The following is a 24,590-nucleotide window of genomic DNA, read 5'->3' as shown; positions in this document are numbered from 1 at the left end:
GTCCTCATAGCGGAGCTATCAGGTCGTTTCGGCAACGCCGCGAGCGTGCGTGCCGGGCGCCGCGGGGCAGGCGGGACTTTCGACACACGCCCTAGGGCGGGCGCCGCGGAGCGGGCGGGACTTTCGCGCCCTAGACGGTCCCCCGGGGCCGGGGGCTCAGGGTGGCCTCGCGCAGGTCGCGCGTGATTCCGGCCAGCCGGTCCAGGTCCGTCGCGTGTGCCATCACCGTGCCGTAACTGCCCCGGTCGGTCCACTGGCACAGGTCGGTCTCGCCGCCCGCCCCGTACGAGTAGGCGACGCAGGCCAGCTGCCCGCCCAGGGCGCCGGGGTCCGCGCTCAGCGAGTCCGCCACCGAGAGGCCGTTCGCCTCGTAGCCCCTGCGCAACTGCGCCTCCAGGTCGGCGTCGGCGCCCTCGCGCAGGTCGCCGACGGCCCCGGTCAGGATCAGCAGGTCGCCGGACTCCTCGTCCTTGTAGGCGGAGGAGAACGCTTCGCCGCCGGGCGGCGGATCGATGTCGTCCAGCAGGTCCGACATGACACCGCCCAGCTCGTCCGGTGCCGCCGGCATGCCCCGGAAGGACTCCGGAACGGCCGCCACGTAGTGGGGGTACTGGCTCGCCCGCGCGTACTGCCACGCGAACGAGCCGCCCGACGCCCCCACGGCCACCACCAGGGCGAGCGCCAGCAGGGCGCGGTCGCGGCGGGTGGGCGGGGGCAGCGCGGGCGCTCCGGGGGCCGGCTCCGCGGACTCCACGGGCAGCCGCTGGTGCGCCCGTCGCCAGGCGCCGTTCAGCAGGGCCCGTGTGTGGCGGAACGGGGCGGTGAGGATCAGCCCGCACGCGCACCAGTACCCCGGCAGCCCGAGCGCGGGCACGGCGAGGAGCCAGCCGCCCACCAGGAGCGCGAGCACCAGGGTGGCGTCGTAGGGGGCGCGCACGATTCGGCGGGCGAGCCAGGCGCGGCGGCCGGCCAGCACGCGGAGCGTCTCGGCACGGACGGCGAGCCGCGCGTCGTGCGGCCACGCGGCGGCGGCCTCCGCCGTCTGCGTGGCGGCGACGTGCAGTGCGACGCCGCTGTTCAGTGCCTCGCGGGCGTCCTGGCGCTGGATGTGCGCGGGCGACGGGCCGCGGCGGGCGGCGGCGGTGCCCGCGCCCGCCTGCTCGGTGGCCGCCAGCCGCCCGGCCTGCGGGGAATCCGGGGCGAGCTCGTGCAGGCGGTCGGCGGCCCGCTGCCCCCGGGCGCGGCGGCCGGGCTGGTCCATGACGTCGCCGGCGAGGCCGAACTCGGCGTACGCGGCGAGCAGGTCGAGGTCGTCGGGGAAGGCGTCGAGCCCCGCGCGGTAGGCCAGCTCGGCCTCCGTGTCGTGGTCGTCCTCGTCCTCGGCGGCGTGCGCGCGGCCCAGGACGAGGTAGAGACCGGCGTGCGGCCCCTCCTGGTCGAGGCCCGCCCGCGCGGTCTCCCGCGCCTGTCTCAGCTCCCCCGCGCGCAGCAGCAGCTCGGCGCGCTCGTGTGCGGGCAGCACGGACTGCCCGCTGTTCTCCTGCATCTGTGGTCCCCACCCCTGATGTGCGTGCCGAGTGTCTCGACGCCGTCACTATCGGGGGCGACCTTCCCTGCGGTCAATGGGAGAGGACCAGCTCAGAGGCGCACGCCGACCGTCACCGGCTCATTGACCAGGGTCACGCCGAACGCCTCGTGGACGCCGGCGACGACCTCGCGGGCGAGCGCGAGGAGGTCCTCGGTGGTGGCCTCGCCGCGGTTGGTGAGGGCGAGGGTGTGCTTGGTGGAGATGCGGGCGGGGCCGGTGCCGTAGCCCTTGGTGAAGCCCGCCTTGTCGATCAGCCAGGCCGCGGAGGTCTTGGTCAGGCCCTCGCCGGCGGGGAACGCGGGCGCCTTGGCGTCCGGCCCGAGCCGGTCCGCCACGCGCGCGTGGAAGGCGGCGAACTCGGGGTCGGTGAGGATCGGGTTGGTGAAGAACGAGCCGGCCGACCACGTGTCGTGGTCCTCCGGGTCGAGCACCATGCCCTTGCCGGCGCGCAGCTTCAGGACGGTCTCGCGCGCGGTGGCGGCCGGGACGCGGTCACCGGCCTCGACACCGAGGGTGCGGGCGGTCTCGGGGTACTTGATCGGGGCGCTCATGCCGCCCGCGTCCTCCAGCTCGAAGCGGACGCGCAGGACCACGTAGCGGTCCGGTTCGGCCTTGAAGCGGCTGTGCCGGTACGAGAAGGCGCACTCCGCGTTCGGGATCACGACGGTCTCGCCCGCGGCGCGGTCGTAGGCGACGACCTCGGTGATCGTGGAGGAGACCTCCTGGCCGTACGCCCCCACGTTCTGGATCGGCGTCGCGCCCGCGGAGCCGGGGATGCCGGCGAGGCACTCGATGCCCGCGAGGCCGGCCTCGACGGTGCGGGCGACGGCGTCGGTCCACACCTCGCCGGCGGCGAGCTCCAGGCGGGTGCCGTCCAGGGAGAAGCCCTGGGTGGCGATGCGCAGGGCGGTGCCCGCGAAGCCCTGGTCGCCGATGACGAGGTTGCTGCCGCCGCCGACGATCAGCAGCGGGGTGCCCGCGGCGTCGGCCGCGCGCACGGCGTCGACCACCTCGGCGTCGGTCGTCGCGGTGATCAGCCGGGTGGCGGGCCCGCCGAGCCTGAAGGTGGTCAGGGGGGCGAGGGGGGCGTCGTGGAGTTCCTGCACGCGCCCAAGGGTACGAGAACGGCCCCGCCGCGTGGACGGGGCCGTGTCGCCCGGGGATGCCGAGCCGGTCATCGGAACCTCGGCAGGACGTCCTTCCAGGAGAGCGGGAGTTCGTCGGTGCTCGCCTTCCAGGTGAGGAACTCGGAGTCCTTCATCTGGTCGCGGAGCCCGTCGGCGAGCGGCCGGTGCGGAGCGGAGGCGGCGAAGTCCTTGAGCGCCTGGGGTGACTCCCAGACGGACAGCGTCCAGAAGGTGCGCTGAAGGGGCTTCGCCTTCAGGGTGGCGCCGTACGCGCCGGGCGCGCGGCTCACCTGGCGCCAGATCCTCGGCGTGCGGAGGAAGAACTTCAGGGCGCCCCACAGGGTGCGGGTCTCGAAGCGGGAGGCGAAGACGGTGGCCTCCGCGCGCGTGGGCGGCGTGTTCGGAACGGTCCAGGGGAGGGTCGGCATGACGTGCTCCTTCTCGTTCTCTGTACAGGGGCCGATGACGGGGGTCGGGCCGGTCAGACCTTCTCCAGGAAGCGGTCCGCTTCCTGGCCGTCCTTGCCGTCCTTGCCGTCCTTGCCGTCCTTGCCGTCCTGGACTACGGGTGTAGTGCGCGATGCCTTCGGGATGCACAGGGCGGCGACACCGGCCAGGGCGACGACCGCCGCGCCGACCCACAGCGCGGGTTCGATGCCGTCCACGAAGTGCTGCGCGGAGTCGTAGCCGCCCTGCGCCGAGAAGATCGAGGACATGACGGCGATGCCGAGCGCTCCGCCGACTTCGCGCAGCGCGTTGTTGGCGCCGGAGGCGATGCCCTGCTCGTCCTGCTGGACGCTGGACATGACCAGGTTGGCGGCGGGGGCGAAGTACAGGGCCATGCCGACGCCGCTGACGATCAGGGCGGGCAGCTGGGCCGCGTACGAGACGTCGACGGTGGCGACGGAGGCGAACCAGCCGAGTCCGACGGCCTGGAGGAAGAGGCCGGCGGCGACGACCGGGCGGCCGCCGATGCGGTCGGAGAGGATCCCGGCGACGGGGGCGACGAGCATCGGCATGCCGGTCCAGGGCAGCATCCGCAGGCCCGCCTGGGTCGGCGAGTAGCCGAGGACGCCCTGCATGAACTGGCTGAGCAGGAAGATCGAGCCGAACATCCCGAGGAACATCAGCAGGCTCGCGGCGTTGATGCCCGAGAAGGCGCGGGAGCGGAAGAGCCGCATGGGGAGCATGGGGTTCCTGCTGCTGATGCCGTGCCGGACGAAGGCGCAGAGCAGTGCCGTTCCCGCGAAGAGCCCGGTCAGGACGAGGGTGTCGGTCCAGCCGACGACGGGGGCGCGCACGAGTCCGTAGACGATGCCGAAGAGGCCGCCGCTGGCGAGCAGGGTGCCGACGAGGTCGAGCGGGGCGCCGGTTCCGTGGGACTCGGCGAGGCGCAGCCGGGCGAGCGGCAGCAGGGCGAGGCCCAGCGGCACGTTCAGCCAGAAGATCCAGTGCCAGGAGACGTGCTCGGTGAGGCTGCCGCCGATGAGCGGCCCGGAGGCCACGGCGAGGCCGTTGACGGCGCCCCAGATCCCGTACACCATGCCGCGCTTGGCGGCGGGCACGGCGGCCGTGAGCAGGGTCAGGGTGAGCGGCATCATGATGGCGGCGCCGATGCCCTGGACCGCGCGGGCGGCGATCAGGGAGTCGATGCCGGGGGCCAGGGCCGCGGCGGCGGAGGCGCCGGTGAAGACGGTGAGGCCGACGAGGAAGAGCCGGCGGCGGCCGAACCGGTCGCCGAGGGCCGCGCCGGTCATGAGGAGGACGGCGAAGGTGAGCGTGTAGGCGCTGACCGTCCATTCGAGGTCGTCCAGAGCGCCGCCGAGGTCCGCCCGGATGGACGGCAGAGCGGTGGTGACGACGAGGTTGTCGAGGGCCGCCATGAATCCGGCGACGCTGGTGATGACGAGAGCCCAGACGGCTCCCGCGCGGCTCGGTGTTTCCTTCTCCGGTGCGTGCGTTCCCTGAGACATGCTTCCCCCTGCGCTTTCTGGTTAGTTATTGATGACTAACTTCTACGGTCATGAGAATGCGCCTTCATGTATTTCCTCCGCCCTCCCGGGAACAGAAGCGCCCCTAGATGCACTGAGAGTCACCGAATCCGGCCCAGACCCGATGGTCGGGCTCGAATCCCAGCGACACCAGCACGTTGATCAGCATTCCGTAGGCGAGGAACTCGGTCGTCTCGCCGAGGTCCGCACCCAGCGCCAGCCGGGCCGTGTCGTACATCTCCATCCAGCCGGCCCGCAGCGCGTCACCGAACTCCCGGTCCCCCGAGGCCTCGGAGGCGGCCACGGCCACGTACATCTGCATCTGCATGAGCAGGACGTCCGGGTCCTCGGCGATCAGCGCCCGGTACGCCTCCCCCATGGCCTGGTGGGCGGCTTCACCCTCCAGACCCTCGGACGACGCCCGGAACACCTCGATCGTCCGCTCGCAGCAGCGCATCGCGGCCGCGAGGAACATCGCCCGCTTCCCGGGGAAGAGGCGGAAGAGATACGGCTGCGAGACGCCCACCCGCTTGGCGATCACCTCGGTGGACGTGCCGTTGTAGCCGCCGCGGGCGAACTCGCTCATCGCCGCACGCACGACGCTCTCGCGCCGCTCCTCCGCACTCATCCTTGCCATGTCTCAAAGTTAGTGGCCAATCACTACCCAAGTCAACGGCTTCCGGGGAACCGGGACGCTTCCGGGTACGCGTAAGGGGCACTCCCCCATGGAGAGTGCCCCTTACCTGCGTCTACGGGGACGCGAAGCCGCAGGTCAGACGAGCTGGACGACCGCGCGCGACATCCCGAGGACCTTCTGGCCCGCGCTGGTGGCGAGGAGGTCGACGCGCACCCGGTTGTCGTCGAGCTTGACCGCGACCTTGGCGCTGACCTGGATCTCGGCACCCTTGTCGTCGTTGGGCACGACGACCGGCTTGGTGAAGCGCACGCCGTACTCGACGACGGCCGCCGGGTCGCCGGTCCAGTCGGTGACCACACGGATCGCCTCAGCCATGGTGAACATGCCGTGCGCGATCACGTCCGGCAGGCCGACCTCGACCGCGAACTTCTCGTTCCAGTGGATCGGGTTGAAGTCGCCGGAGGCGCCCGCGTACTGGACGAGCGTGGCGCGCGTCACGGGGAACGTCTGCGCGGGGAGTTCGGTGCCGACCTCGACGTCGGCGTACTTGACGGTCGTCGCCATGGCGATCAGGCCTCCTCTGCGGCGCGCGAGACGAGCTTGGTCCAGGCGGTCACGACGTGCTCGCCGGTCTCGTCGTGGACCTCGCCGCGGACGTCCACGATGTCGTTGCCCGCGAGGGACTTGATGCCCTCGATGGTGGAGGTGACGGTCAGCCGGTCGCCGGCGCGCACGGGGCGCGTGTAGGCGAACTTCTGGTCGCCGTGCACGACGCGGCTGTAGTCGAGCCCCAGCTCCGGGTCGTGGACGACCTCACCGGCCGCCTTGAACGTGATGGCGAACACAAAAGTCGGCGGGGCGATCACGTCGGCGTGACCGAGCGCCTGCGCGGCCTCGCGGTCCACGTAGGCGGGGTTCGTGTCCCCCACGGCCTCCGCGAACTCGCGGATCTTCTCCCGGCCGACCTCGTACGGGGCGGTGGGCGGGTAGGTCCGCCCCACGAAGGACTGGTCGAGCGCCATGGACTCGGTACCTCCTGGGTGTAACGACGGATGAAGGGCCTGGGTGGACGCAGGCCGGTGAAACGACACGAGGCCGCCCCCTCAGGAGGGGACGGCCTCGTGTGCGAGCCTGATTTATCGCGTTTCGCGGTGCGCGGTGTGCGCGTTGCAACGCGGGCAGTGCTTCTTCATCTCAAGACGGTCCGGGTTGTTACGCCGGTTCTTCTTGGTGATGTAGTTCCGCTCCTTGCACTCCACGCAGGCCAGCGTGATCTTCGGGCGGACGTCGGTGGCAGCCACGTGAGTGCTCCTTGACGGACGGGATAGATGGTTGAACGCATAGAAGAGTAGCCGATCGAAGGACCGACCCTACAATCGGCTACTGTCAGTAGCGGTGACCGGACTTGAACCGGTGACACAGCGATTATGAGCCGCTTGCTCTACCGACTGAGCTACACCGCTTTGATACTCACCTTGCGAACGAGGTGGTACCAGAGCCCCAATGCGGAATCGAACCGCAGACCTTCTCCTTACCATGGAGACGCTCTACCGACTGAGCTATTGGGGCGAGCGAGGAAGACATTACACGGTTGCGCGCCGATCGCCCAAATCCGTTTCGCCGACCCCCCGCACGGGAAGAGCCCGGCCGCCTCCCGGCCCGGTCCCGCGCGCCCCACCGGGCCCCTCGGACCCCATCAGTACGACTTTTGCCGCGTTCCCCGAAGCGCGCCCGCGGCCGCCCTAGAGTCGGCCCTCTCCGCGTGATCTTGCTGTGCGCCCCCGCGCGCCGCCGGTCCGCGCCACGAGCCCCTCGACGAGCCCCTGGAGCGTGATGCCCGACAGCCCCCAGCAACCGCCCTCGCCCGGTTCCCCCGACGTCGCGCCCGAAAGCTCCGGGCTGCTCCTGTGCGGCGCCCGGCTCACCGACGGCAGGAGCGTGGACGTACGGCTGGGCGGCGGACGCATCGAGGCGGTCGGGACGGCCGGCAGCCTCATCGCGCGCGGCGCGCGCGTGGATCTCTCCGGCTACCTGCTGCTGCCCGCCCCCGCGGAGCCGCACGCCCACAGCGACACCGCGCTGTCCGCGGACGGCGAGGGGCCCGTCTCGCACGACCCGGAGGAGGTGCAGCGCCGGGCCACGGAGGCGACGCTGCTCCAACTCGGGCACGGGGCCACGGCGGTGCGCTCCCATGTGCGGCTCGGCGACATGGAGGGGCTCGGCTCCATGGAGGCGGTGCTCCAGGCGCGGCGGTCACTGGTCGGGCTCGCCGATCTGCGGGCGGTGGCGATGCCGCGGCTGCTCACCGGGATCGCCGGCGCCAACGGCCTCGCCATGGTGCGCGACGCGCTCAAGATGGGCGCCTCCGTGGTGGGCGGCTGCCCCGATCTGGACCCCGACCCGACCGGCTACGTGGAGGCGGTCCTGGAGGTCGCCGCGGAGCACGGCTGCCCGGTCGACCTGCACACGGAGGGCGCCGATCCGGCCCGGCTCGAACGGCTCGCGGCGGCGGCCGGCGGGCTGCGCACCGGCGTCACGGTCGGCCCGCTCGGCGGGCTCGCGCGGCTGCCCGGGGAGGCGGCCCGGCGGGCAGCGGACCGGCTCGCGGCGGCCGGCGTCACCGTGACGTGCCTGCCACAGGGCGGCTGCGCCGGGGTGGACGGGCGCGGGGTCGCTCCGGTGCGGCTGCTGCGGGCGGCCGGGGTGCGGGTGGCGGCCGGCAGCGGGGCGCTGCGCGACGTGTCGAACCCGGTGGGCCGGGGCGACCCCCTGGAGGCCGCGTACCTGCTCGCCTCCCGGTACGGGCTGCGCCCCGAGGAGGCGTACGAGGGGGTGAGTTCGGCGGCCAGGGCCGCGCTCGGGCTGCCCGAGGTGCGCGTGGAGGCCGGCTTCCCTGCGGAGCTGCTCGCGGTGCGGGGGGACGGGCTGGCGGGGGCGCTGTCGCTCGCGTACAGCCGGCTCGTGATCCACCGGGGCCGGGTGGTGGCCCGGACGAGTGCGGTGCGCGAATACTGCGACTCGGCGGCGGCGGTCGCCCTCGATCTGCCGCGCCAGGGGCGGGCCGCCAACTACGGGGGCGGCGGGCCCGCGTAGCGGCCGATGGCTCCGGTGGGGCGAGTGACGGTCCGTCACCGTCCGGGACGCGGCGGACCGGAGAAATCCGGCCCGCGCGCCGCCCACATGGTTGCGCGGTCAACCTCCCGCACCCGGCGTACGGTCGAAGACATGCGCATTGTCATCGCAGGTGGACATGGTCAGATCGCGCTGCGGCTCGAGCGGCTGCTCTCCGCGCGCGGGGACGAGGTGGCGGGCATCATCCGCAGGCCCGAGCAGGGCGACGATCTGCGGGAGGCGGGCGCGGAGCCCGTCCTGTGCGATCTGGAGTCGGCGTCCGTCGAGGAGGTCGCGGCGCATCTGCAGGGCGCGGACGCGGCCGTCTTCGCGGCGGGCGCGGGCTCGGGCAGCGGCGCCGCCCGCAAGGACACGGTGGACCGGGACGCGGCCGTGCTGTTCGCCGACGCGGCGGAGCGGGCCAAGGTGCGCCGGTACGTCGTGGTGTCGTCCATGGGCGCGGACGCGGCCCACAAGGGCGACGACGTCTTCGACGTGTACCTGCGGGCGAAGGGCGCGGCGGACGACGACGTGCGCCGCCGTACGGGCCTGGACTGGACGATCCTGCGGCCCGGGCAGCTCACGGACGACGCCGGCAAGGGGCTGGTCCGTCTGGAGGCGTCCACGGGGCGTGGGCCGGTGCCGCGCGACGACGTGGCGGCGGTCCTCGCGGAGCTCGTGGAGTCGACCGCCACGGCGGGGCTGACCCTGGAGCTGGTGTCGGGTTCGACGCCGGTCACGGTGGCCGTGAAGTCGGTCGCGGGGAACTGACCCGAGCCCCCTGCACGGAGTGGCTGACGCCCTCTCAGAACAGCGGCAGCTGCCCCGGCACGTGCGGGACCGCGTAGCCGTCGAGCGTGTCCTGGACGGCGCCCAGTTGGGCCGGGCGGCGTGATCCCGGGCAGGAGACGAGCTCGCCCGCCTCGCGCGCGCCGGGCGGGTCGTGACGCGCGAACCGGCCGCCGACGACGGCGATGTCACGGCGGCACTCGGGGCAGCTGCGGCGGCGGGACACGGAGGGCAGGGAGGACGTGGTCGGCATGGTCGGCATGGGTTCAGTCTGCGTCGTGATCGGCGCGGGCACACGCCGGAGTGCGCGACGGGGCGCGCGGCGGGACTGACGACCCCGGGCGCGGCGGGGTGCAAACCGCTGGACCCGGCCGGTCCCGCGCCGGTAGACCCGTGTCGCATGGACGATCTCGTGAAGGCACTGACCGAGCAGGCGCGCAGTCTCGTGGCCGACCGGTTTCCGGGGGCGCGGGGCGCCGTGCTCGGCGGGTCCGCGGCCCGGGGCACGGCGCGCGGGACCAGCGATCTGGACGTGGCGGTCCTGCTGCCCGACGGCGCGCCGGCGCGGCGCGAGGTGATCCGCCACGAGGGGCGGCTCGCGGAACTGTTCCTGCACGCGGGCCCGGACCTGGAGCGGTTTTTCGAGGAGGACCGGGCCGTGCGGCGCGGGACCGTGCTGTTCCTCTACGACGAGGGCGTCGTGCTGGCCGATCCGCACGGCGAGGTCGCCCGGATGAGGGAACGTGCCGGCCAGGTCCTCGCGGCGGGCCCGCTGCCGCTCTCCGAGGCGCAGCGCGAGCGCTCCCGCTATGTGCTGACCTGCTGGCTCGACGACCTGTACGACACTCCGCGCGAGGCCCGCTCCGAGCAGCTGGCGGTCGCCGACGCCGCGCTGCGGGAGGCGGCCCATCTGCTGACCGCGTGGCAGAACGCCTGGACGGGGATCGGGCGTTGGCTGCCGCGCCGGCTGCTCGCGGCGGACCCGGAGCACGGCGGGGCGCTGCTCGCGGGGCACCGCGCGGTCGCCGAGACGGGTGACCCGGGTCCGTTGGCCGCAGCGGTGCGGGCGGTGCTCGAACTGGTCGGCGGGGAGCTGCGGGAGGGGTACGTGGAGGGGCGGCGCTGAGGCTCCCAGGGGCCGCGTAGAGACCCCCAGGGGCGGCGCCGAGCCCGTCAGAGGCCCGTACGGCCGTCAGAGGCCCCGTACGACCGTGAGGGCCTCGTCGACCGCCGCCGGGATGTCGGTGACCGGGAAGCGGGCGTGGCGGACGGCGCGGTCGCGGTCCACGACGAGGACGGCGCGCTTGAGGCGCAGGGCCTGACCGGCGCGGAACACGGGCAGACGCAGGGCCGCCGCGAGGCGCAGGTCGACGTCCGACAGGAGGGTGAACGGGATGCCCTCCTCCACGGCGAACACCCGCTGCTCGTCCGGGCGTTGGGTGCTCACGCCGCGCACCTCGGCCCCGGCCGCGCGGAACGCCTCGTGGCGGTCCCGGAAGAGGCGGTTCTCCAGGGTGCAGCCGACCGTGCCGGGGATGTCGCCCCAGCCGTCCGGGAGCGGGCTCGGGCGGCCGGTCGCGGGGTAGCAGAACAGGACCGTGGCCGCGGCGTCGGGCGCGACCGGGTCGAGCGGGGCGCCGTCGCGGTGGCCCGGCAGTTCGAGGCGGGGCAGCGCCTCCCCCACCAAGGACGCGACGCGACGCGCCTGTTCGCTCTCCTCGTCGGCGGTGCCGCTGAGCGAACCGTCGCCGAAGACCCAGCGGTCGGCCCAGTCCTGCATCGACAGCAGGACGGGCAGCAGGCCGCGTCCGCTGTCGGTCAGCCGGTACTCGTAGCGGACGGGACCGCTCTGATAGGGGATCTTCTCCAGGACGTCGGCGTCGACGAGGTGGGCGAGGCGCTCGGCGAGGACCTTGCGGGAGATGCCCAACTCCTCCTGGAGGGCGTCGAAGCGGTGGTGCCCGCGGGCGGTCTCGCGGACCAGGAGCAGGCTCCACCAGTCGCCGACGACCGCGGCGGCCTGCGCGATCGCGCAGGCGGCGTCCCGCTCGGGCACGGACCTGACCATGACTCCCGCTCACCCTTCCCTCGTCCGTGACGCTCGCGTCCCGCTCGCCGGAACCATCTTGCGCCATGCAGTGAGTTCCCGATAGGAACTAACCCTATCGAGTGAGTTCCGAAAAGGAACTCACACACGTGCCAGTGAACCCACGGGGGGATGCACCGCATGAGCGAGGCGAAGACCGAGCAAGCCACGAAGCCGGAGGGCCGGGCCGAGGCCCCGAGCCCGGCCCCGACGACAACCCCGCCGGCTCCCCCGGCCTCCTCCTCGTCGGGCGTCTTCTGGCGCTACTGGGCCGCCGCCACCATCAGCAACGGCGGCACCGCCGTCACCGCGCTCGCACTGCCCCTGGTCGCGCTCACCGTGCTGCACGTCTCGGCGTTCGAGGCGGCACTGCTGGCCGCCGCCGGACAGGTCTCCTGGCTGCTGCTCAGCCTCCCGGCGGGCGTCATCGCCCAGCGGGTCCCGCTGCGCCGCCTCCAGGTCGCCCTCGACCTCGTACGGTTCACCGCGCTCGGATCGCTGCCGCTCACCTGGTGGCTCGGCCACCTCACGTACGCGCACCTGCTGGGCGCGGCGCTGGTCACGGGCGCGGCGACCGTGCTGTTCGACATCGGCAACTCGACGTTCCTGCCCGCCGTCGTCCCCACCGAGCAGCTCGCCGCGCGCAACAGCCTGATGTCCGGCACCCACGCCGTCACCGACACCGGCGGCCCGTCCATCGGCGGCCTTCTCGTGCAGGCCACGGGCCCGGTCGGGGCGCTCGTCGTGGACGCCGGCAGCTACCTGGCCTCGGCCGTCCTGCTGCGCACCCTGCCCGAGCGCAGGCCCGTCGCCCCGCCGCCGGGCGCGAGCGCGCTGCGTCTGATGCGCGAGGGCCTGCGGTACGTGCTGCGGCACCCGGTCATGGGCCCCTGCATGTTCTGGGCGACGGCCGCGAACTTCCTCAACGCGGCCCTGCTCGCGCTCACCCCGCTCTACCTGGTGCGCGAGGCCGGGCTCAACTCCGCCCAGCTCGGCCTGGTCCTCGCCATGGACGGCGTCGGCGCGCTCGCCGGCTCCGCGGTCGCCGTACGGGTGACCCGGCGCCTGGGCACCGCGCGCGGCGTCATCGTGGCCGACCTGGCGGGCGGCGCGCTGCTGCTCCTCGCCCCGCTGACCACGTCGGCGTCCACCGCCTTCTGGTTCGGGCTCGCCATGGCGGGTTTCTCCTTCGGCAGCGCGATCGGCTCCATCACCACCCGCACCTACCGCCAGACCCAGTCGCCGCCCGAGCTGCTCTCCCGGGTCATGGCCACGGTCCGCTTCGTCTCCTGGGGCGCCCTGCCGCTCGGCGCCCTCACCGCGGGCCTCCTCGCCACGCTGGCGGGCACGCACGCGGCCCTGTGGGCGGTCTGTGCGGCGGCCCTGCTCCCCGGCCTCTACCTGCTCGCCAGCCCGGTGGGCCGCCACCGCGACCTGGTCTGATCCGACCCCGTCCGGGGCCCGCCCGGGCCCCGGACATGAAGAAGCCCCCTCCGGAATCCGGAGGGGGCTTCACCCAACCTGTGGCGGCGCCAGGATTCGAACCTGGGAAGGCTGAGCCGGCAGATTTACAGTCTGCTCCCTTTGGCCGCTCGGGCACACCGCCTTGGGTTCGCTGCCGTGGGCCCCGCTTTTCGGCGGTGCTCCCTGGCAACGACGTAAACAATACCTGATGTACGGGGGTGCTTCGCCACCCGATTGATCGTCGGTCGCACCCGGGGCGGTGGCTAGGCTTTGTACCGGCGCGGAGCCGTGGTGCGCGCCCCGACCGGAGCGCGGCCGGATCCCCGGTCCCGTCGCCGATCAGTTCCCCGATACCCCGATACAAGGAGCCACAGGACATGGCCGACTCCAGTTTCGACATCGTCTCGAAGGTCGAGCGGCAGGAGGTCGACAACGCCCTCAACCAGGCCGGCAAGGAAATCTCGCAGCGCTACGACTTCAAGAACGTGGGCGCGTCCATCTCCTGGTCCGGCGAGAAGATCCTGATGGAGGCCAACTCCGAGGAGCGGGTCAAGGCCATCCTCGACGTCTTCCAGTCCAAGCTGATCAAGCGCGGCATCTCCCTGAAGTCGCTCGACGCCGGTGAGCCGCAGCTGTCCGGCAAGGAGTACAAGATCTTCGCCTCCATCGAGGAGGGCATCTCCCAGGAGAACGCCAAGAAGGTCGCCAAGATCATCCGCGACGAGGGCCCCAAGGGCGTCAAGGCGCAGGTGCAGGGCGAGGAGCTGCGGGTCAGCTCCAAGAGCCGTGACGACCTCCAGGCCGTGCAGGCGCTGCTCAAGGGCCAGGACTTCGACTTCGCCATTCAGTTCGTGAACTACCGGTAGGCACCGGGTCCATGAGCACGCGTAGGGGCGGTACACCTCACCTGAGGCGTACCGCCCCTACGCGTGTGGCTCAGCGGCGGGCGCGCGAGTCGCCGAAGACGATGCGGTAGGCGATCAGCAGGACGAGGGCGCCGCCGATCGCGGAGACCCAGGTCGCGGTGTCGAAGAACTCCGTGGAGATCGGCCGGTCCAGCCAGCGGGCCGATATCCAGCCGCCGATGAAGGATCCCGCGACGCCGATCAGCGTCGTGCCGACGAGGCCGCCCGGGTCGCGGCCGGGGAGCAGGATCTTCGCCGCGAGACCCGCGAGCAGACCCAGAACGATCCAACCGATGATGCCCATGCCGTGTGACGCCCCTCTGGTGTGCGGTGTGAACTGCCTGTTCACTCCTGCCCAGAAGGACGTGGAAAACCCCCTCCGCGGTTGCGGATCAGCGGGACGCGAACGGCATGTCCGTGCGGACGATCTCGCGGCCCAGAGGCATCAACGACACCGGGATCATCTTGAAGTTGGCGATGCCGAACGGGATGCCGATGATCGTGATGCACAGGGCGAGGCCCGTGAAGATGTGCGCGAGCGCCAGCCACCAGCCCGCGAGGACCAGCCACAGCACGTTCCCGACGCACGAGGGGGCGCCGGCGTCGCGCCGCTCCACCGTCGTGTACCCGAAGGGCCACAGGGCGTAGACGCCGATTCTGAAGGCGGCCAGGCCGAAGGGGATGCCGATGATCGTGATGCACAGGAGGAGTCCGGCGCCCAGGTAGCCGAGGAACAGCCAGAAGCCGCTCAGGACCAGCCAGATCACGTTCAGAATCGTCTTCACCGCTGTGGACCTGCCATCTGCTCGAGTCGGGCGATGCGCTCCGCCATCGGCGGGTGCGTGGAGAACATCTTCGACATTCCCTGCCCGGGACGGAAGGGATTCGCGATCATCATGTGGCTCGCCGTCTCGATGCGCGGCTCGGGCGGCAGCGGCAGCTGCTTGGTGCCGGCGTCGAGCTTGCGCAGCGCACTGGCCAGGGCCAGCGGGTCGCCGGTCAGCTGGGCGCCCGAGGCGTCGGCCTCGTACTCGCGCGAGCGGCTGATGGCGAGCTGGATGAGGGACGCGGCGATCGGGCCCAGGATCATGATCAGGAGCATCCCGAGGAGGCCGGGGCCGTCGTCGTCGTTCGAGCGGCCCACGGGGATGAGCCACGCGAAGTTCACCAGGAACATGATCACGGAGGCGAGGGCGCCGGCCACCGACGAGATCAGGATGTCCCGGTTGTAGACATGGCTGAGCTCGTGGCCGATGACGCCGCGCAGCTCCCGCTCGTCCAGGATGCGCAGGATCCCCTCCGTGCAGCACACCGCCGCGTTCCTCGGATTGCGGCCGGTCGCGAACGCGTTCGGCGCCTCGGTCGGGGAGATGTACAGGCGCGGCATGGGCTGGCGGGCCTGGGTGGAGAGTTCACGGACCATCCGGTAGAGCCCGGGGGCCTCGAACTCGCTGACGGGGCGGGCCCGCATCGCGCGCAGGGCCAGCTTGTCGCTGTTCCAGTACGCGTACGCGTTGGTCCCGATCGCCACGACGAGTCCGACGATGAGTCCCGTCCGGCCGAAGAAGCTGCCGATGACGAGGATGAGGGCGGAGAGCCCCCCGAGGAGTACGGCGGTCCTCAGCCCGTTGTGCCGGCGGTGCACGGTACGTCCTCCTGAATGGTGCGGCAGGGGAACCCACTGCTTGCTTGTCTGCTGCTTCCACTGGGCCCGCGGGTCGGTGCGGCCCTGTCGTGCCTGTCGTGCCTGTCACGGTCCAGTGGACCCTCCCGTACCGGTCAACGCCAGACGAGAGGGGTGAGTTCCCTTGTGCGCGCCGGGGACGCGTGTGGGCCGTACGGGTCAGCGCTGCTCGGGGACCAGGCCGGCGAGCTCGAGCGCCTGGGGGTCGGCCTTGATCTCGCTGGTGCAGTGCGCGCAGCGGGTGGCGACGCCGGGGATCTGGCTGTAGCAGCGCGGGCAGTCGCGCAGGGCGGCCTTGATGTCGACGGGCTTGCCGCGGTCCATGCGGGCCTGGAGCTTCATCATCGGGACGACGACCAGGAAGTAGAGCACCGCCGCGGTGATCAGGAAGGCGATGGCGGAGCTCACGAACTTGCCGTACGGGAACTCGGTGCCGTCGACGACGAAGTGCGCCTTGTCGAAGTCGCCGGTCGAGCGGGTGGCGAGGCCGATGAGCGGCGCGATGAACGCCGTACTGAAGCCGGTGACCACGGCCGTGAAGGCGGCACCGACGGCGAGGCCGATGGCCATCGACACGATGTTCCCGCGGAGGATGAAGTCCTTGAAGCCGGTCAGCACGGCGTCTCTCCTTGATGTGGCGTTTCGGGGGTGTGCGGCACAGAAGGAAGGCGTGCCTCTACGAGGGTGCCTAGAACAGGCCCGTCGAAGCAAAACGCAGGACCAGCTGGGGCGCTCCGGAGAGGGCGACGCCGATCACGGCGGTGACGGCGATCGCGGCGGTCAGCGGGGCCGAGCCGCGGTGCGGGGCCGTCTCGCCCTCGGGGGCGCGGAAGAGGGCCGCGGTCCACTGGAGGTAGTAGTAGAGCGCCACAACGACGTTCACGGCCATCACGACGGCGAGCCAGCCGAGGCCGGCGTCGACGGCCGCCGAGAAGACGGTGACCTTCGCGAAGAGGCCGATGACGCCCGGCGGCAGTCCGGCCAGGCACAGCAGGAAGAAGCCCAGGACGAGCGCGGCGAGCGGGCGCGAGGCGTACAGGCCGCGGTAGTCCGAGAGGCGGTTCAGGGGCCGGGTGCGGGCCACGAGGGCGGCCACGGCGAACGCGCCGAGGTTCACGGCCGCGTACATGAGCGCGTAGGCGAGCGTGGAGCCGATCGACTTCTGGGGGTCGTCGGAGTAGGCGGCCGCGGCGATCGGCACCAGGAGGTAGCCGGCCTGGCCGACGGACGACCAGGCGAGCAGGCGGACGGCGCTGTACGCGCGCGTGGCCTGCTGGCGCAGGGCGGCGACGTTGCCGACCGTCATGGTGAGGGCGGCCAGCGCGGCGAGGGCCGGTCCCCATACGTCGGCGTACGAGGGGAACGCGACGACGGTGACGAGGATGAGGCCGGTGAAGCCGACGGCCTTGCCGATGACCGACAGGTAGGCGGCGACCGGCAGCGGTGCGCCTACGTAGGTGTCGGGCACCCAGAAGTGGAACGGTACGGCGGCGGTCTTGAAGGCGAAGCCCACGAGGGTGAGCGCGACGCCCGCCTGGGCGAGCGTGTCGAGCTGCCCGTCGACGTGGGTGAGTTGGGTGGCGATCCGCGTGAGGTGCAGGCTGCCGGTGCTCGCGTAGACGAAGCTGACGCCGAGCAGGGTGACGGCGGTCGCCGTGACGGAGGAGAGGAAGAACTTCAGGGCCGCGTCGGCGGAGCGGCGCTCGCCGCGCCTCAGGCCCACGAGGGCGAAGGCGGGCAGCGAGGCCACTTCCAGGGCGACGACGAGGGTGGCGAGGTCGCGGGAGGCGGGCAGCAGGGCGGCGCCGGCTGCGGAGGACAGCAGCAGGAACCAGAACTCGCCGTCGGGCAGCGGCTCGTCGGCCTTCCGCGCGTCCTTCAGGGTGTTGATCGACAGCAGGGCCGTGACGAGGGCGCCCGCGAGGACGAGGAACTGGACGACCAGGGTGAACCGGTCGGCCGTGTAACTACAGGCGTCGTAGCCCGTGCCCTTGAGGCAGAACGTGGAGCGGTCGTCCCCGAGGATCGGCAGGAGCGTGAGCGCTGCGGCGGCGAGCCCGGCGACGGAGATCCAGCCGAGGACCCGCTTGTGGCGCTCGGCGACGAACAGGTCGGCGACCAGCACGATCAGGCCGACGATCGCCGTGAGCGTGGGCGGCGCGATCGCGAGCCAGTCGACGGACTGGACGAGAGAGGCCACGGAGGGCGCGGCGACGGCGGTCACTTGAGGCCTCCAGCGAGGAGCTTCTGCACGGCCGGGTCGGTGAGGCCGAGCAGCGCGGCGGGCCACAGGCCCGCGAGGACGGTGAGGGCGGCGAGCGGGGTCCAGGCGGCGAACTCGTAGCCGTGCACGTCGGCGAGGGCCGGGGTCTCGTGCTCGCGCGGGCCCATGCAGACGCGGCGGACCACGATCAGCATGTACGCGGCGGTGAGCAGGGTGCCGAAAGCGGCGATCGACATGAACACGAGGAACGCGGGGCGGCTGAGCCCGTCGGCCGGTTCGAAGGCGCCGAACAGGGCAAGCATCTCGCCCCAGAATCCGGCGAGTCCGGGCAGTCCGAGCGAGGCGACGGCGGCGAACGCGAGGAGGCCGCCGAGGCGCGGGGCCCGGCCGTAGAGGGCCATGCCGCCCTGCTCGGCGAGGGTGTCGAGGTCGCTGGTGCCGGCCCGGTCCTTGAGCGCGCCGACGAGGAAGAACAGGAGGCCGGTGATGAGGCCGTGGGCGATGTTGGCGAACAGGGCGCCGTTCACGCCGGTCGGGGTCATCGACGCGATGCCGAGCAGGACGAAGCCCATGTGGCCGACGGAGGAGTACGCGATGAGGCGCTTGAGGTCGCCCCGCACGCCCTGCTTGGCCAGGTTCAGGCAGGCCAGGGATCCGTAGACGATGCCGATGACGGCGAGCGCGGCGAGGTACGGCGCGAAGGTCCGCATCCCGTCGGGCGCGACGGGCAGCAGGATCCGGACGAACCCGTACGTGCCCATCTTCAGCAGGACACCGGCCAGGAGGACCGAGCCGACGGTCGGGGCAGCGGTGTGGGCGTCCGGGAGCCAGCTGTGCAGCGGCCACATCGGGGTCTTCACGGCGAGCCCGATCCCGATCGCCAGAACGGCGATGACCTGCACGGACGTGCTCAGGCCCCGGCCGTTGTCAGTGGCGAGTGCCACCATGTCGAATGTGCCCGCCGTCACACCGATGAGGAGGAGACCGAGGAGCATCACGACCGAGCCGAGCAGGGTGAAGAGGATGAACTTCCAGGCGGCCGCCTGCCGTCCGGCACCGCCCCAGCGGGCGATGAGGAAGTACATCGGGATGAGGACCATCTCGAACGCGAGGAAGAACAGGATCAGGTCGAGCACCGCGAAGGTCGCCAGCGTGCCCGATTCCAGAACGAGGACGAGCGCGACGAAGGCCTTCGGGGAGGGCCCGGAAGCCCGCGGCGTCAGCCGCTGATGTTGCTGTTTGAAGTAGGAGTACAGCGCGCACAGGAACGTGAGCAGCGCCGTGAGCACCAGAAGGGGGAGGGAGATGCCGTCGACGCCGAGGTGGATCCGGATGTCGAGCGCCGGGATCCAGCTGATGTCCGTCGTGGCCTGCATCTTCGACGGATGGTCGTGGTCGAAGCCGAGCGCGAGGACGATCGCGGCGAGAAGGATCACGCCGGTCACGGTCACGCCGTGGCGGAGCACGGCCTGGTCGGGGGACTTCCCCTTCAGCCCGGGCGGGGCCGGGAGAAGAGCGGCGACGGCGCCGAGGAGCGGGCCGACGACGATCAGTGCGAGAAGAAGCTGCATCACGGATTCGCTGATATCGATCACGGCTGCTCACGCTCCGGCGGTGGCGACGAGGACGACGGCGACCACCAGGACGACGGTGCCTGCGAGCAGGGCGCTGAGGTAGGTCTGCACGTTGCCGGTCTGGGCGCGGCGCACGGCCCAGCCGAGTGCCTTGGGGGTCTCGGCCGCTGCGCGCACGTAGGTGTCGACGACGGCCCGGTCGAGGAACGCGACCAGGGAGGCCGCGGCTCGGACGGGACGGACGAAGAGGGCGGTGTACACGGCGTCCAGGTGGAAGCCGGTGGCCGCGTGGCGGTGCAGCGGGCCCAGCAGGAGCCGGCCGGGGTCGGACGGGTCGGGGGCCGCGGCGATGTCGCCGTAGGCCGGGGCGTGGCTCGCGATGGCCTCCGCCTCGACGAGGCCGCCGTCGCCGGTCTCGGTGTCGATCGCGACGGCGCCGAGCGGCGGGCGGGCGGCGAGGGCGGTGGTGTGCCGCCAGGCCGCGTACGTGACCAGGCCGCCGACCAGGGCGACGCCGGTACCGAGCACCGAGGTCGTCAGGGTCGGGGCGAGCGAGCGGCCGTCGAACCAGTCGGGCAGCACCGCGGTGGCGAGGCCGAACGCGAGGGAGGGGATCGCGAGGACCCACAGCACGAGGTTCATGACGACCGGCTGTCGGCCGTGTTCGGGGGCGGGGGCGCCGCGTCCGTTGAAGGCGAGCAGCCACAGGCGGGTCGCGTAGGCGGCGGTGAGCAGGGCGGTGACCAGGCCGGCGATCAGGACGATCCAGCCGGCGGCGGCCGGGACGCCGTTCTCGTGTCCGGTGGCGGTGTGCTCGGCGGCGCCGAGGACGGCCTCCTTGGAGAAGAAGCCGCTGAAGGGCGGGATCGCGGCGAGCGCGAGCAGCGCCACGGTCATCGTCCAGAACGCGTCGGGCACGCGGTCGCGCAGGCCGCCCATACGGGACATGGCGGCCAGGGAGTTGGTGCCGGCGGCGTGGATGATCACGCCCGCCGCGAGGAACAGGAGCGCCTTGAAGGCGCCGTGGGACAGGAGGTGGAAGACGGCGGCGCCGCGGTCGCCGACGGCGAGGGCGCCGGTCATGTAGCCGAGCTGACCGACCGTCGAGTACGCGAGGACGCGCTTGATGTCGTCCTGGGCGAGCGCTGCGAGGGCGGAGCCGGCCATGGTCACGGCGGCCATGACGGCCAGCACGATCAGCGCTGCCTGTGAGGCGGCGAAGACCGGGAGGAGACGGGCGACGAAGTAGACACCGGCGGCGACCATCGTCGCGGCGTGGATGAGCGCGGAGACGGGCGTGGGGCCCGCCATCGCGTCGGGCAGCCAGGTGTGCAGCGGGAACTGCGCGGACTTGCCCGCCACACCGGCGAGGAGCAGCAGGGCGATCAGGGTCGGGTGGTCGAGGCCGCCCGCACTCGTGACCTGGCCCAGGATCGTCGTGATCCGGAACGAGCCGGCGTCCGCGGCGAGCGCGAACAGGCCGATCAGGAAGGGGACGTCACCGAGCTTCGTGACCAGGAAGGCCTTCAGGGAGGCGGCGCGCGCCTCGGGGGTCTCCCAGTAGTGGCCGACGAGGAAGTACGAGCAGATGCCCATGACTTCCCAGCCGACGAGCAGCACCATCAGGTCGCCGGTGTAGACGACCAGGAGCATCGCGGAGGTGAACAGGGAGACCAGCGCGGCGTACGAGGGGTAGCGCGGGTCGTCGCGCAGGTAGCCGGTCGAGTACAGCTGGACGCAGGTCGCGACGAGCGTGACCAGGACGGCGACGAGGGCGGCGAAGCCGTCGATGTGCAGGGCGAGTTCGATCGGCACGGAGCCGGTCGGGGTGAGCTCGGTGTGCGCGTCGAGGGCCGGGGTGTGGTTGCCGGTGCCGCCGCCCTGCCGGACGGCGACGAGCACGGCCAGGACCAGGGCGGCCACGGTCGGCAGCACGGCCAGGGGGCGGACGAAGCCGGGGGCCGTGCGGCCGAGCAGCAGTCCGGCGGCGGCGCCGAGGAACGGCAGGAGGGGGACGAGGACGGCGAGGGTCGTGGTGGTCACGCGGTGGCCTCGGCCTTCTCGTCGGCGGCGCCCGGCGCGTCCGCGGTGGCCGCGGCGGCTCCGGGGGCGTCGGGTTCGTCGTCCGGGTCGCGCGGCTCGGCGGAGTCGCGGAGGCGGTCGATGTCCGAGGTGCCGCGGGCCCGGTACACGGCCAGGACGATCGCGAGGCCGATGCCGATCTCGGCGGCGGCCACGGCGATGGTGAACAGGGTGAGCGCCTGGCCGGCGTGCAGGGTGTCGCGGAGCCAGACGTCGAAGGCGACGAGGTTGAGGTTGACGGCGTTGAGCATCAGCTCGACGGACATCAGGACCAGGATCGCGTTGCGGCGGGCGAGTACGCCGTACAGGCCCGTGCAGAAGAGGAGGGACGCCAGGACGGCGGGATAGGCGAGGTGCATCAGCGGTTGCCCTCCCGTGCGGCGGGGGTGGTGGCCCGCTCAGTCGCGTTCTTCCTGCGGGACAGGACGATCGCGCCGACGAGGGCGGCGAGCAGCAGGACGGAGAGCGCCTCGAAGGGCAGCACCCAGTGCCGGAACAGGATCGAGCCGGTCACGGCCGTGTCGCCCTGCACGGTGTCGAGGTCGATCCACGTCGCGCGGAAGGCGTCGACGACCACCCAGACCAGGGCGGCGGCGGAGACGAGCGCGACGCCCAGGGCGACGGGGCGGTTCGGGCCGTCCGCGTCCGGCGAGCGGCCGATGGGCGCCCGCGTCAGCATCAGTCCGAACAGGAGGAGGACGACGACGGAACCGACGTAGATGAGGACCTGCACCCACGCGATGAACTCGGCGGTGAGCAGGAGGTACTCGACGGCGAGCCCGCCCAGGGTCACGATCAGCCACAGGGCCGCGTGCACGAGCTGCTTCGTGGTGACGGTGACGATCGCGGCGCCGAAGGTGACCAGGCCGACGAGCAGGAACGCGACCTCGACGCCGGTCGGGGACAGGAACCCGTGCGGGGTGCCGGTCGCGGCGGAGGCGATCGCGGCTGCGGTGATCATGCGGGCTCCTTTCCGGGTCCGTCGGTGGGTCCGTCGGTGGGCTGATCGGGGGTGGCCTGTTCGGCGGCCTGTTCGGCGGCCTGGGCCGCGGCGAGTTTCTCGGCCGCCTTGCGGGCCGCCGCGAGCTCCTTGGGCTCCTCGGCGGCCGGGTCGAGCGCGGGCGGGGCCGGCACCGTCCACATCCACTCGCGGAGCTTGTCCCGCTCGTGGGTGAGCTCGCGGATGTCCGTCTCCGCGTACTCGAACTCCGGCGACCAGAACAGCGCGTCGAAGGGACACACCTCGATGCAGATGCCGCAGTACATGCAGAGGGAGAAGTCGATGGCGAACCGGTCGAGGACGTTGCGGCTGCGCTCGCGGCCGCCCGGGGCGGCCGGCGGCACCGTCTCCTTGTGGGAGTCGATGTAGATGCACCAGTCGGGGCACTCACGCGCGCAGAGCATGCAGACCGTGCAGTTCTCCTCGAACAGGCCGATCACGCCGCGCGTGCGGGGCGGGAGTTCGGGCTGGACGTCCGGGTACTGCTCGGTGACGGTCTTGCGCGTCATCGTGCGCAGGGTGACGGCGAGGCCCTTGGCCAGGCCGGCTCCCGGGAACTTCGCGGACATCAGCTGATCGCCACCTTCACGATTCCGGTGAGCGCGATCTGCGCCAGGGCGAGCGGGACGAGGAGCGTCCAGGACAGCTTCTGGAGCTGGTCCTCACGCAGGCGGGGGTAGGTGACACGCAGCCAGATCACGACGAAGGCCAGGATCGCGGTCTTGAGCAGAGTCCAGACCCAGCCGAGCCCGTCCGCGCCCCAGGGGCCGTGCCAACCGCCCAGGAAGAGGACGGTGGTCAGGCCGCACAGGACGACGATGCCCGCGTACTCGGCGAGCAGGAACAGGGCGAAGCGCAGGCCCGTGTACTCGGTGTACGCGCCGAAGATGATCTCGGAGTCGGCGACCGGCATGTCGAAGGGCGGGCGCTGCAGTTCGGCGAGGCCCGCGACGAAGAAGACGAGAGCGCCGACGATCTGCCAGGGCAGCCACCACCACTCGAACGCGTCGAGGATGCCGGGCAGCGACACCGTGCCCGCCGCCATCGCGACCGAGGCCGCGGCGAGCAGCATCGGGAGTTCGTACGCGAGGAGCTGGGCGGCGGTGCGCAGACCGCCGAGGAGGGAGAACTTGTTGGCGCTGGCCCAGCCCGCCATGAGCGAGCCGAGCACGCCGACGCCCATCACGGCGAGCACGAAGAAGATGCCGGCGTCGACGACCTGGCCGACCGCGCCGTCGGCCGGGCCGACCGGGATCGCGAGCAGCACGAGGAGGTACGGGAGCAGGGCGACGGCGGGGGCGAGCTGGAAGACGCGGCGGTCGGCCGCGGCCGGGACGACGTCCTCCTTCTGCGCGAACTTGACGCCGTCGGCGACCAGTTGGGCCCAGCCGTGGAAGCCGCCCGCGTACATCGGGCCCAGGCGGCCCTGCATGTGGGCCATGACCTTGTGCTCGGTCTGGCCCACGACCAGGGGGAGCACGAGGAAGGCCACGAAGACGACGACGAGCCGCAGGGCTACGTCGAGGGCGTCGTTCACCGTGTACCTCCTTCGGGGCGCTCGGGGTTGTCGGGGGTGCCGGGGCTGTCGGGAGTGCCGGGGCCTTCAGGGCCTTCGGGGCCTTCGGGGGTCCCGGGGCCTTCAGAGTCTTCGGGGCTGTCGGCCTGGGTCCGATCGGGCTCGGGCTCAGCCACGGGGGCGGGCTCGGACGCGGACTCGGCGTCAGGCGCGGGCTCGGGCTCGGCCGCAGGCGCGGGCGCGGGCTCAGGCTCGGCCGCAGGCGCAGGCGCGGGCTCAGGCGCGGGCTCGGGCTCAGGCGCGGGCTCGGGCTCGCTCGGCGTTTTCGGCTCGGCCGGAGGCGCCGGGGGCGCCGGTTCGTCGAAGGCCGGGCGGGCGTGGTGCCAGGGGGCGTCGCTCGGGCGGGCCTTGGCGGGGGCCGGTGCCGGTGTCCCGGGCTCGGCGGCGCTGGGCGTGCCGTCCGCCGAAGGGGCGTCCGGCGCCGGGGTGTCGCTCTCGGCGCTCTCGGCCGGAGCCGGGCGCTGGGAAGCCGAGCCCTCCGATGCCGAGCGGGCACGTCGGGCCGGGCGAGGGGCCGCCTCGCCACCCTCCGCACCGGCACCCGCGACACCCGCAGCCGCCGTCTGGCTCGCCGAACCCTCGCTCGCCGAACGCGTACGCCGGGCCGGGCGAGGAGCCGCCTCGCCACCCTCCGCACCGGCACTCGCGGCACCCGGAGCCGCCGTCTGGCTCGCCGAACCCTCGCTCGCCGAACGCGTACGCCGGGCCGGGCGAGGGGCCGCCTCGCCACCCTCCGCACCGGCACTCGCGGCA

At 72.5% G+C, this 24,590-nt stretch carries 26 protein-coding genes and 3 tRNA genes; 5 read left to right on the top strand and 24 right to left on the bottom strand.

Features of this window, described 5'->3' with window-relative positions; all coding sequences use genetic code 11:
- Positions 1-130: 130 nt before the first annotated feature.
- The 10 genes from ACZ4E1_RS39615 to ACZ4E1_RS39570 all read right to left on the bottom strand — a co-directional run bounded on the left by ACZ4E1_RS39615 (position 131) and on the right by ACZ4E1_RS39570 (position 6,911).
- Positions 131-1,546 carry a tetratricopeptide repeat protein gene (locus tag ACZ4E1_RS39615; RefSeq protein WP_467548751.1) on the bottom strand — a complete coding sequence of 472 codons (1,416 nt, stop codon included), beginning with the start codon at positions 1,544-1,546 and terminating at the stop codon, positions 131-133.
- Positions 1,547-1,638: 92 nt separating this feature from the next.
- Entirely contained in the window at positions 1,639-2,694 is a 1,056-nt protein-coding gene (locus ACZ4E1_RS39610) for a UDP-N-acetylmuramate dehydrogenase (protein WP_467548749.1), read from the bottom strand.
- Positions 2,695-2,762: 68 nt separating this feature from the next.
- Positions 2,763-3,143, bottom strand: a complete 381-nt coding sequence (locus ACZ4E1_RS39605) for a DUF3291 domain-containing protein (protein WP_467548747.1) — start codon at positions 3,141-3,143, stop codon at positions 2,763-2,765.
- A 53-nt stretch (positions 3,144-3,196) separates the two neighbouring features.
- The gene (locus ACZ4E1_RS39600) at positions 3,197-4,687 is read right to left on the bottom strand and encodes a DHA2 family efflux MFS transporter permease subunit (protein ID WP_467548745.1); all 1,491 of its coding nucleotides are present in this window, start codon (positions 4,685-4,687) and stop codon (positions 3,197-3,199) included.
- 103 nt (positions 4,688-4,790) lie between these two features.
- Complete coding sequence (locus ACZ4E1_RS39595; RefSeq protein WP_467548743.1) at positions 4,791-5,342, bottom strand: TetR/AcrR family transcriptional regulator; 552 nt, start codon at positions 5,340-5,342, stop codon at positions 4,791-4,793.
- A 135-nt stretch (positions 5,343-5,477) separates the two neighbouring features.
- Positions 5,478-5,906 (bottom strand): MaoC family dehydratase, encoded by a 429-nt coding sequence (locus ACZ4E1_RS39590; protein WP_467548741.1) that lies wholly within the window; start codon positions 5,904-5,906, stop codon positions 5,478-5,480.
- 5 nt (positions 5,907-5,911) lie between these two features.
- The gene (locus ACZ4E1_RS39585) at positions 5,912-6,364 is read right to left on the bottom strand and encodes an FAS1-like dehydratase domain-containing protein (protein ID WP_467548739.1); all 453 of its coding nucleotides are present in this window, start codon (positions 6,362-6,364) and stop codon (positions 5,912-5,914) included.
- 114 nt (positions 6,365-6,478) lie between these two features.
- Complete coding sequence (rpmG, locus tag ACZ4E1_RS39580; RefSeq protein ID WP_003948671.1) at positions 6,479-6,643, bottom strand: 50S ribosomal protein L33; 165 nt, start codon at positions 6,641-6,643, stop codon at positions 6,479-6,481.
- Between the two features lie 89 nt (positions 6,644-6,732).
- A tRNA-Met gene (locus tag ACZ4E1_RS39575) sits at positions 6,733-6,805 on the bottom strand.
- Positions 6,806-6,838: 33 nt separating this feature from the next.
- A tRNA-Thr gene (locus ACZ4E1_RS39570) sits at positions 6,839-6,911 on the bottom strand.
- 264 nt (positions 6,912-7,175) lie between these two features.
- Between ACZ4E1_RS39570 and ACZ4E1_RS39565 the strand changes: the two genes are divergently transcribed.
- Both ACZ4E1_RS39565 and ACZ4E1_RS39560 read left to right on the top strand, forming a co-directional pair.
- Positions 7,176-8,435: an amidohydrolase family protein gene (locus tag ACZ4E1_RS39565; RefSeq protein WP_467548737.1), complete on the top strand. Its 1,260-nt coding sequence runs from the start codon at positions 7,176-7,178 to the stop codon at positions 8,433-8,435.
- A gap of 132 nt (positions 8,436-8,567) precedes the next feature.
- Positions 8,568-9,224 (top strand): SDR family oxidoreductase, encoded by a 657-nt coding sequence (locus ACZ4E1_RS39560; RefSeq protein WP_467548735.1) that lies wholly within the window; start codon positions 8,568-8,570, stop codon positions 9,222-9,224.
- A gap of 34 nt (positions 9,225-9,258) precedes the next feature.
- On the opposite strand, the gene ACZ4E1_RS39555 is transcribed toward ACZ4E1_RS39560, so the two are convergent.
- Positions 9,259-9,504 carry a hypothetical protein gene (locus ACZ4E1_RS39555; protein ID WP_467548733.1) on the bottom strand — a complete coding sequence of 82 codons (246 nt, stop codon included), beginning with the start codon at positions 9,502-9,504 and terminating at the stop codon, positions 9,259-9,261.
- A gap of 138 nt (positions 9,505-9,642) precedes the next feature.
- On the opposite strand from ACZ4E1_RS39555, the gene ACZ4E1_RS39550 reads away from it, so the two are divergent.
- A complete protein-coding gene (locus tag ACZ4E1_RS39550) occupies positions 9,643-10,368 on the top strand; it encodes a nucleotidyltransferase domain-containing protein (protein WP_467548731.1) in 726 nt (241 codons plus the stop codon).
- 66 nt (positions 10,369-10,434) lie between these two features.
- Here ACZ4E1_RS39550 and ACZ4E1_RS39545 read toward each other — a convergent pair whose 3' ends face one another.
- Positions 10,435-11,310 (bottom strand): winged helix-turn-helix transcriptional regulator, encoded by an 876-nt coding sequence (locus tag ACZ4E1_RS39545; protein ID WP_467548730.1) that lies wholly within the window; start codon positions 11,308-11,310, stop codon positions 10,435-10,437.
- A 159-nt stretch (positions 11,311-11,469) separates the two neighbouring features.
- Here ACZ4E1_RS39545 and ACZ4E1_RS39540 point away from each other — a divergent pair, with 159 nt between their 5' ends.
- A complete protein-coding gene (locus ACZ4E1_RS39540) occupies positions 11,470-12,771 on the top strand; it encodes an MFS transporter (RefSeq protein ID WP_467548729.1) in 1,302 nt (433 codons plus the stop codon).
- Between the two features lie 81 nt (positions 12,772-12,852).
- Here ACZ4E1_RS39540 and ACZ4E1_RS39535 read toward each other — a convergent pair.
- Positions 12,853-12,934: transfer RNA gene (locus ACZ4E1_RS39535), tRNA-Tyr, on the bottom strand.
- 235 nt (positions 12,935-13,169) lie between these two features.
- Between ACZ4E1_RS39535 and ACZ4E1_RS39530 the strand changes: the two genes are divergently transcribed.
- The gene (locus ACZ4E1_RS39530) at positions 13,170-13,658 is read left to right on the top strand and encodes a YajQ family cyclic di-GMP-binding protein (RefSeq protein WP_467548727.1); all 489 of its coding nucleotides are present in this window, start codon (positions 13,170-13,172) and stop codon (positions 13,656-13,658) included.
- 70 nt (positions 13,659-13,728) lie between these two features.
- Here ACZ4E1_RS39530 and ACZ4E1_RS39525 read toward each other — a convergent pair whose 3' ends face one another.
- The 11 genes from ACZ4E1_RS39525 to ACZ4E1_RS39475 form a co-directional block, all read right to left on the bottom strand.
- Positions 13,729-14,001 carry a GlsB/YeaQ/YmgE family stress response membrane protein gene (locus tag ACZ4E1_RS39525; RefSeq protein ID WP_467548725.1) on the bottom strand — a complete coding sequence of 91 codons (273 nt, stop codon included), beginning with the start codon at positions 13,999-14,001 and terminating at the stop codon, positions 13,729-13,731.
- Between the two features lie 88 nt (positions 14,002-14,089).
- Complete coding sequence (locus ACZ4E1_RS39520; protein WP_467548723.1) at positions 14,090-14,482, bottom strand: YccF domain-containing protein; 393 nt, start codon at positions 14,480-14,482, stop codon at positions 14,090-14,092.
- Complete coding sequence (gene htpX, locus ACZ4E1_RS39515) at positions 14,479-15,342, bottom strand: zinc metalloprotease HtpX (protein WP_188337416.1); 864 nt, start codon at positions 15,340-15,342, stop codon at positions 14,479-14,481. Before htpX ends, ACZ4E1_RS39520 begins: the two co-directional genes overlap by 4 nt.
- A 198-nt stretch (positions 15,343-15,540) precedes the next feature.
- Complete coding sequence (locus ACZ4E1_RS39510) at positions 15,541-15,999, bottom strand: MscL family protein (protein ID WP_467548720.1); 459 nt, start codon at positions 15,997-15,999, stop codon at positions 15,541-15,543.
- Positions 16,000-16,069: 70 nt separating this feature from the next.
- Complete coding sequence (locus tag ACZ4E1_RS39505; protein ID WP_467548718.1) at positions 16,070-17,605, bottom strand: NADH-quinone oxidoreductase subunit N; 1,536 nt, start codon at positions 17,603-17,605, stop codon at positions 16,070-16,072.
- Positions 17,602-19,200, bottom strand: a complete 1,599-nt coding sequence (locus tag ACZ4E1_RS39500; RefSeq protein WP_467548716.1) for a complex I subunit 4 family protein — start codon at positions 19,198-19,200, stop codon at positions 17,602-17,604. Before ACZ4E1_RS39500 ends, ACZ4E1_RS39505 begins: the two co-directional genes overlap by 4 nt.
- Positions 19,201-19,206: 6 nt before the next feature.
- Complete coding sequence (locus ACZ4E1_RS39495; RefSeq protein ID WP_467548714.1) at positions 19,207-21,222, bottom strand: NADH-quinone oxidoreductase subunit 5 family protein; 2,016 nt, start codon at positions 21,220-21,222, stop codon at positions 19,207-19,209.
- Complete coding sequence (gene nuoK, locus ACZ4E1_RS39490; RefSeq protein ID WP_467548712.1) at positions 21,219-21,620, bottom strand: NADH-quinone oxidoreductase subunit NuoK; 402 nt, start codon at positions 21,618-21,620, stop codon at positions 21,219-21,221. The genes ACZ4E1_RS39495 and nuoK overlap by 4 nt, the downstream gene beginning before the upstream one ends.
- Complete coding sequence (locus ACZ4E1_RS39485) at positions 21,620-22,222, bottom strand: NADH-quinone oxidoreductase subunit J family protein (RefSeq protein WP_467548710.1); 603 nt, start codon at positions 22,220-22,222, stop codon at positions 21,620-21,622. The genes nuoK and ACZ4E1_RS39485 overlap by 1 nt, the downstream gene beginning before the upstream one ends.
- Positions 22,219-22,830, bottom strand: a complete 612-nt coding sequence (locus ACZ4E1_RS39480; RefSeq protein WP_467548708.1) for a NuoI/complex I 23 kDa subunit family protein — start codon at positions 22,828-22,830, stop codon at positions 22,219-22,221. The genes ACZ4E1_RS39485 and ACZ4E1_RS39480 overlap by 4 nt, the downstream gene beginning before the upstream one ends.
- Positions 22,830-23,798 carry a complex I subunit 1/NuoH family protein gene (locus ACZ4E1_RS39475; protein WP_467548706.1) on the bottom strand — a complete coding sequence of 323 codons (969 nt, stop codon included), beginning with the start codon at positions 23,796-23,798 and terminating at the stop codon, positions 22,830-22,832. Before ACZ4E1_RS39475 ends, ACZ4E1_RS39480 begins: the two co-directional genes overlap by 1 nt.
- Between the last annotated feature and the right edge of the window lie 792 nt (positions 23,799-24,590).

The sequence above is a fragment of the Streptomyces sp. NPDC025806 genome, assembly GCF_055558275.1.
The sequence above is the reverse complement of the archived record's forward strand: the minus strand, read 5'-3'. Positions and strand labels throughout refer to the sequence as shown.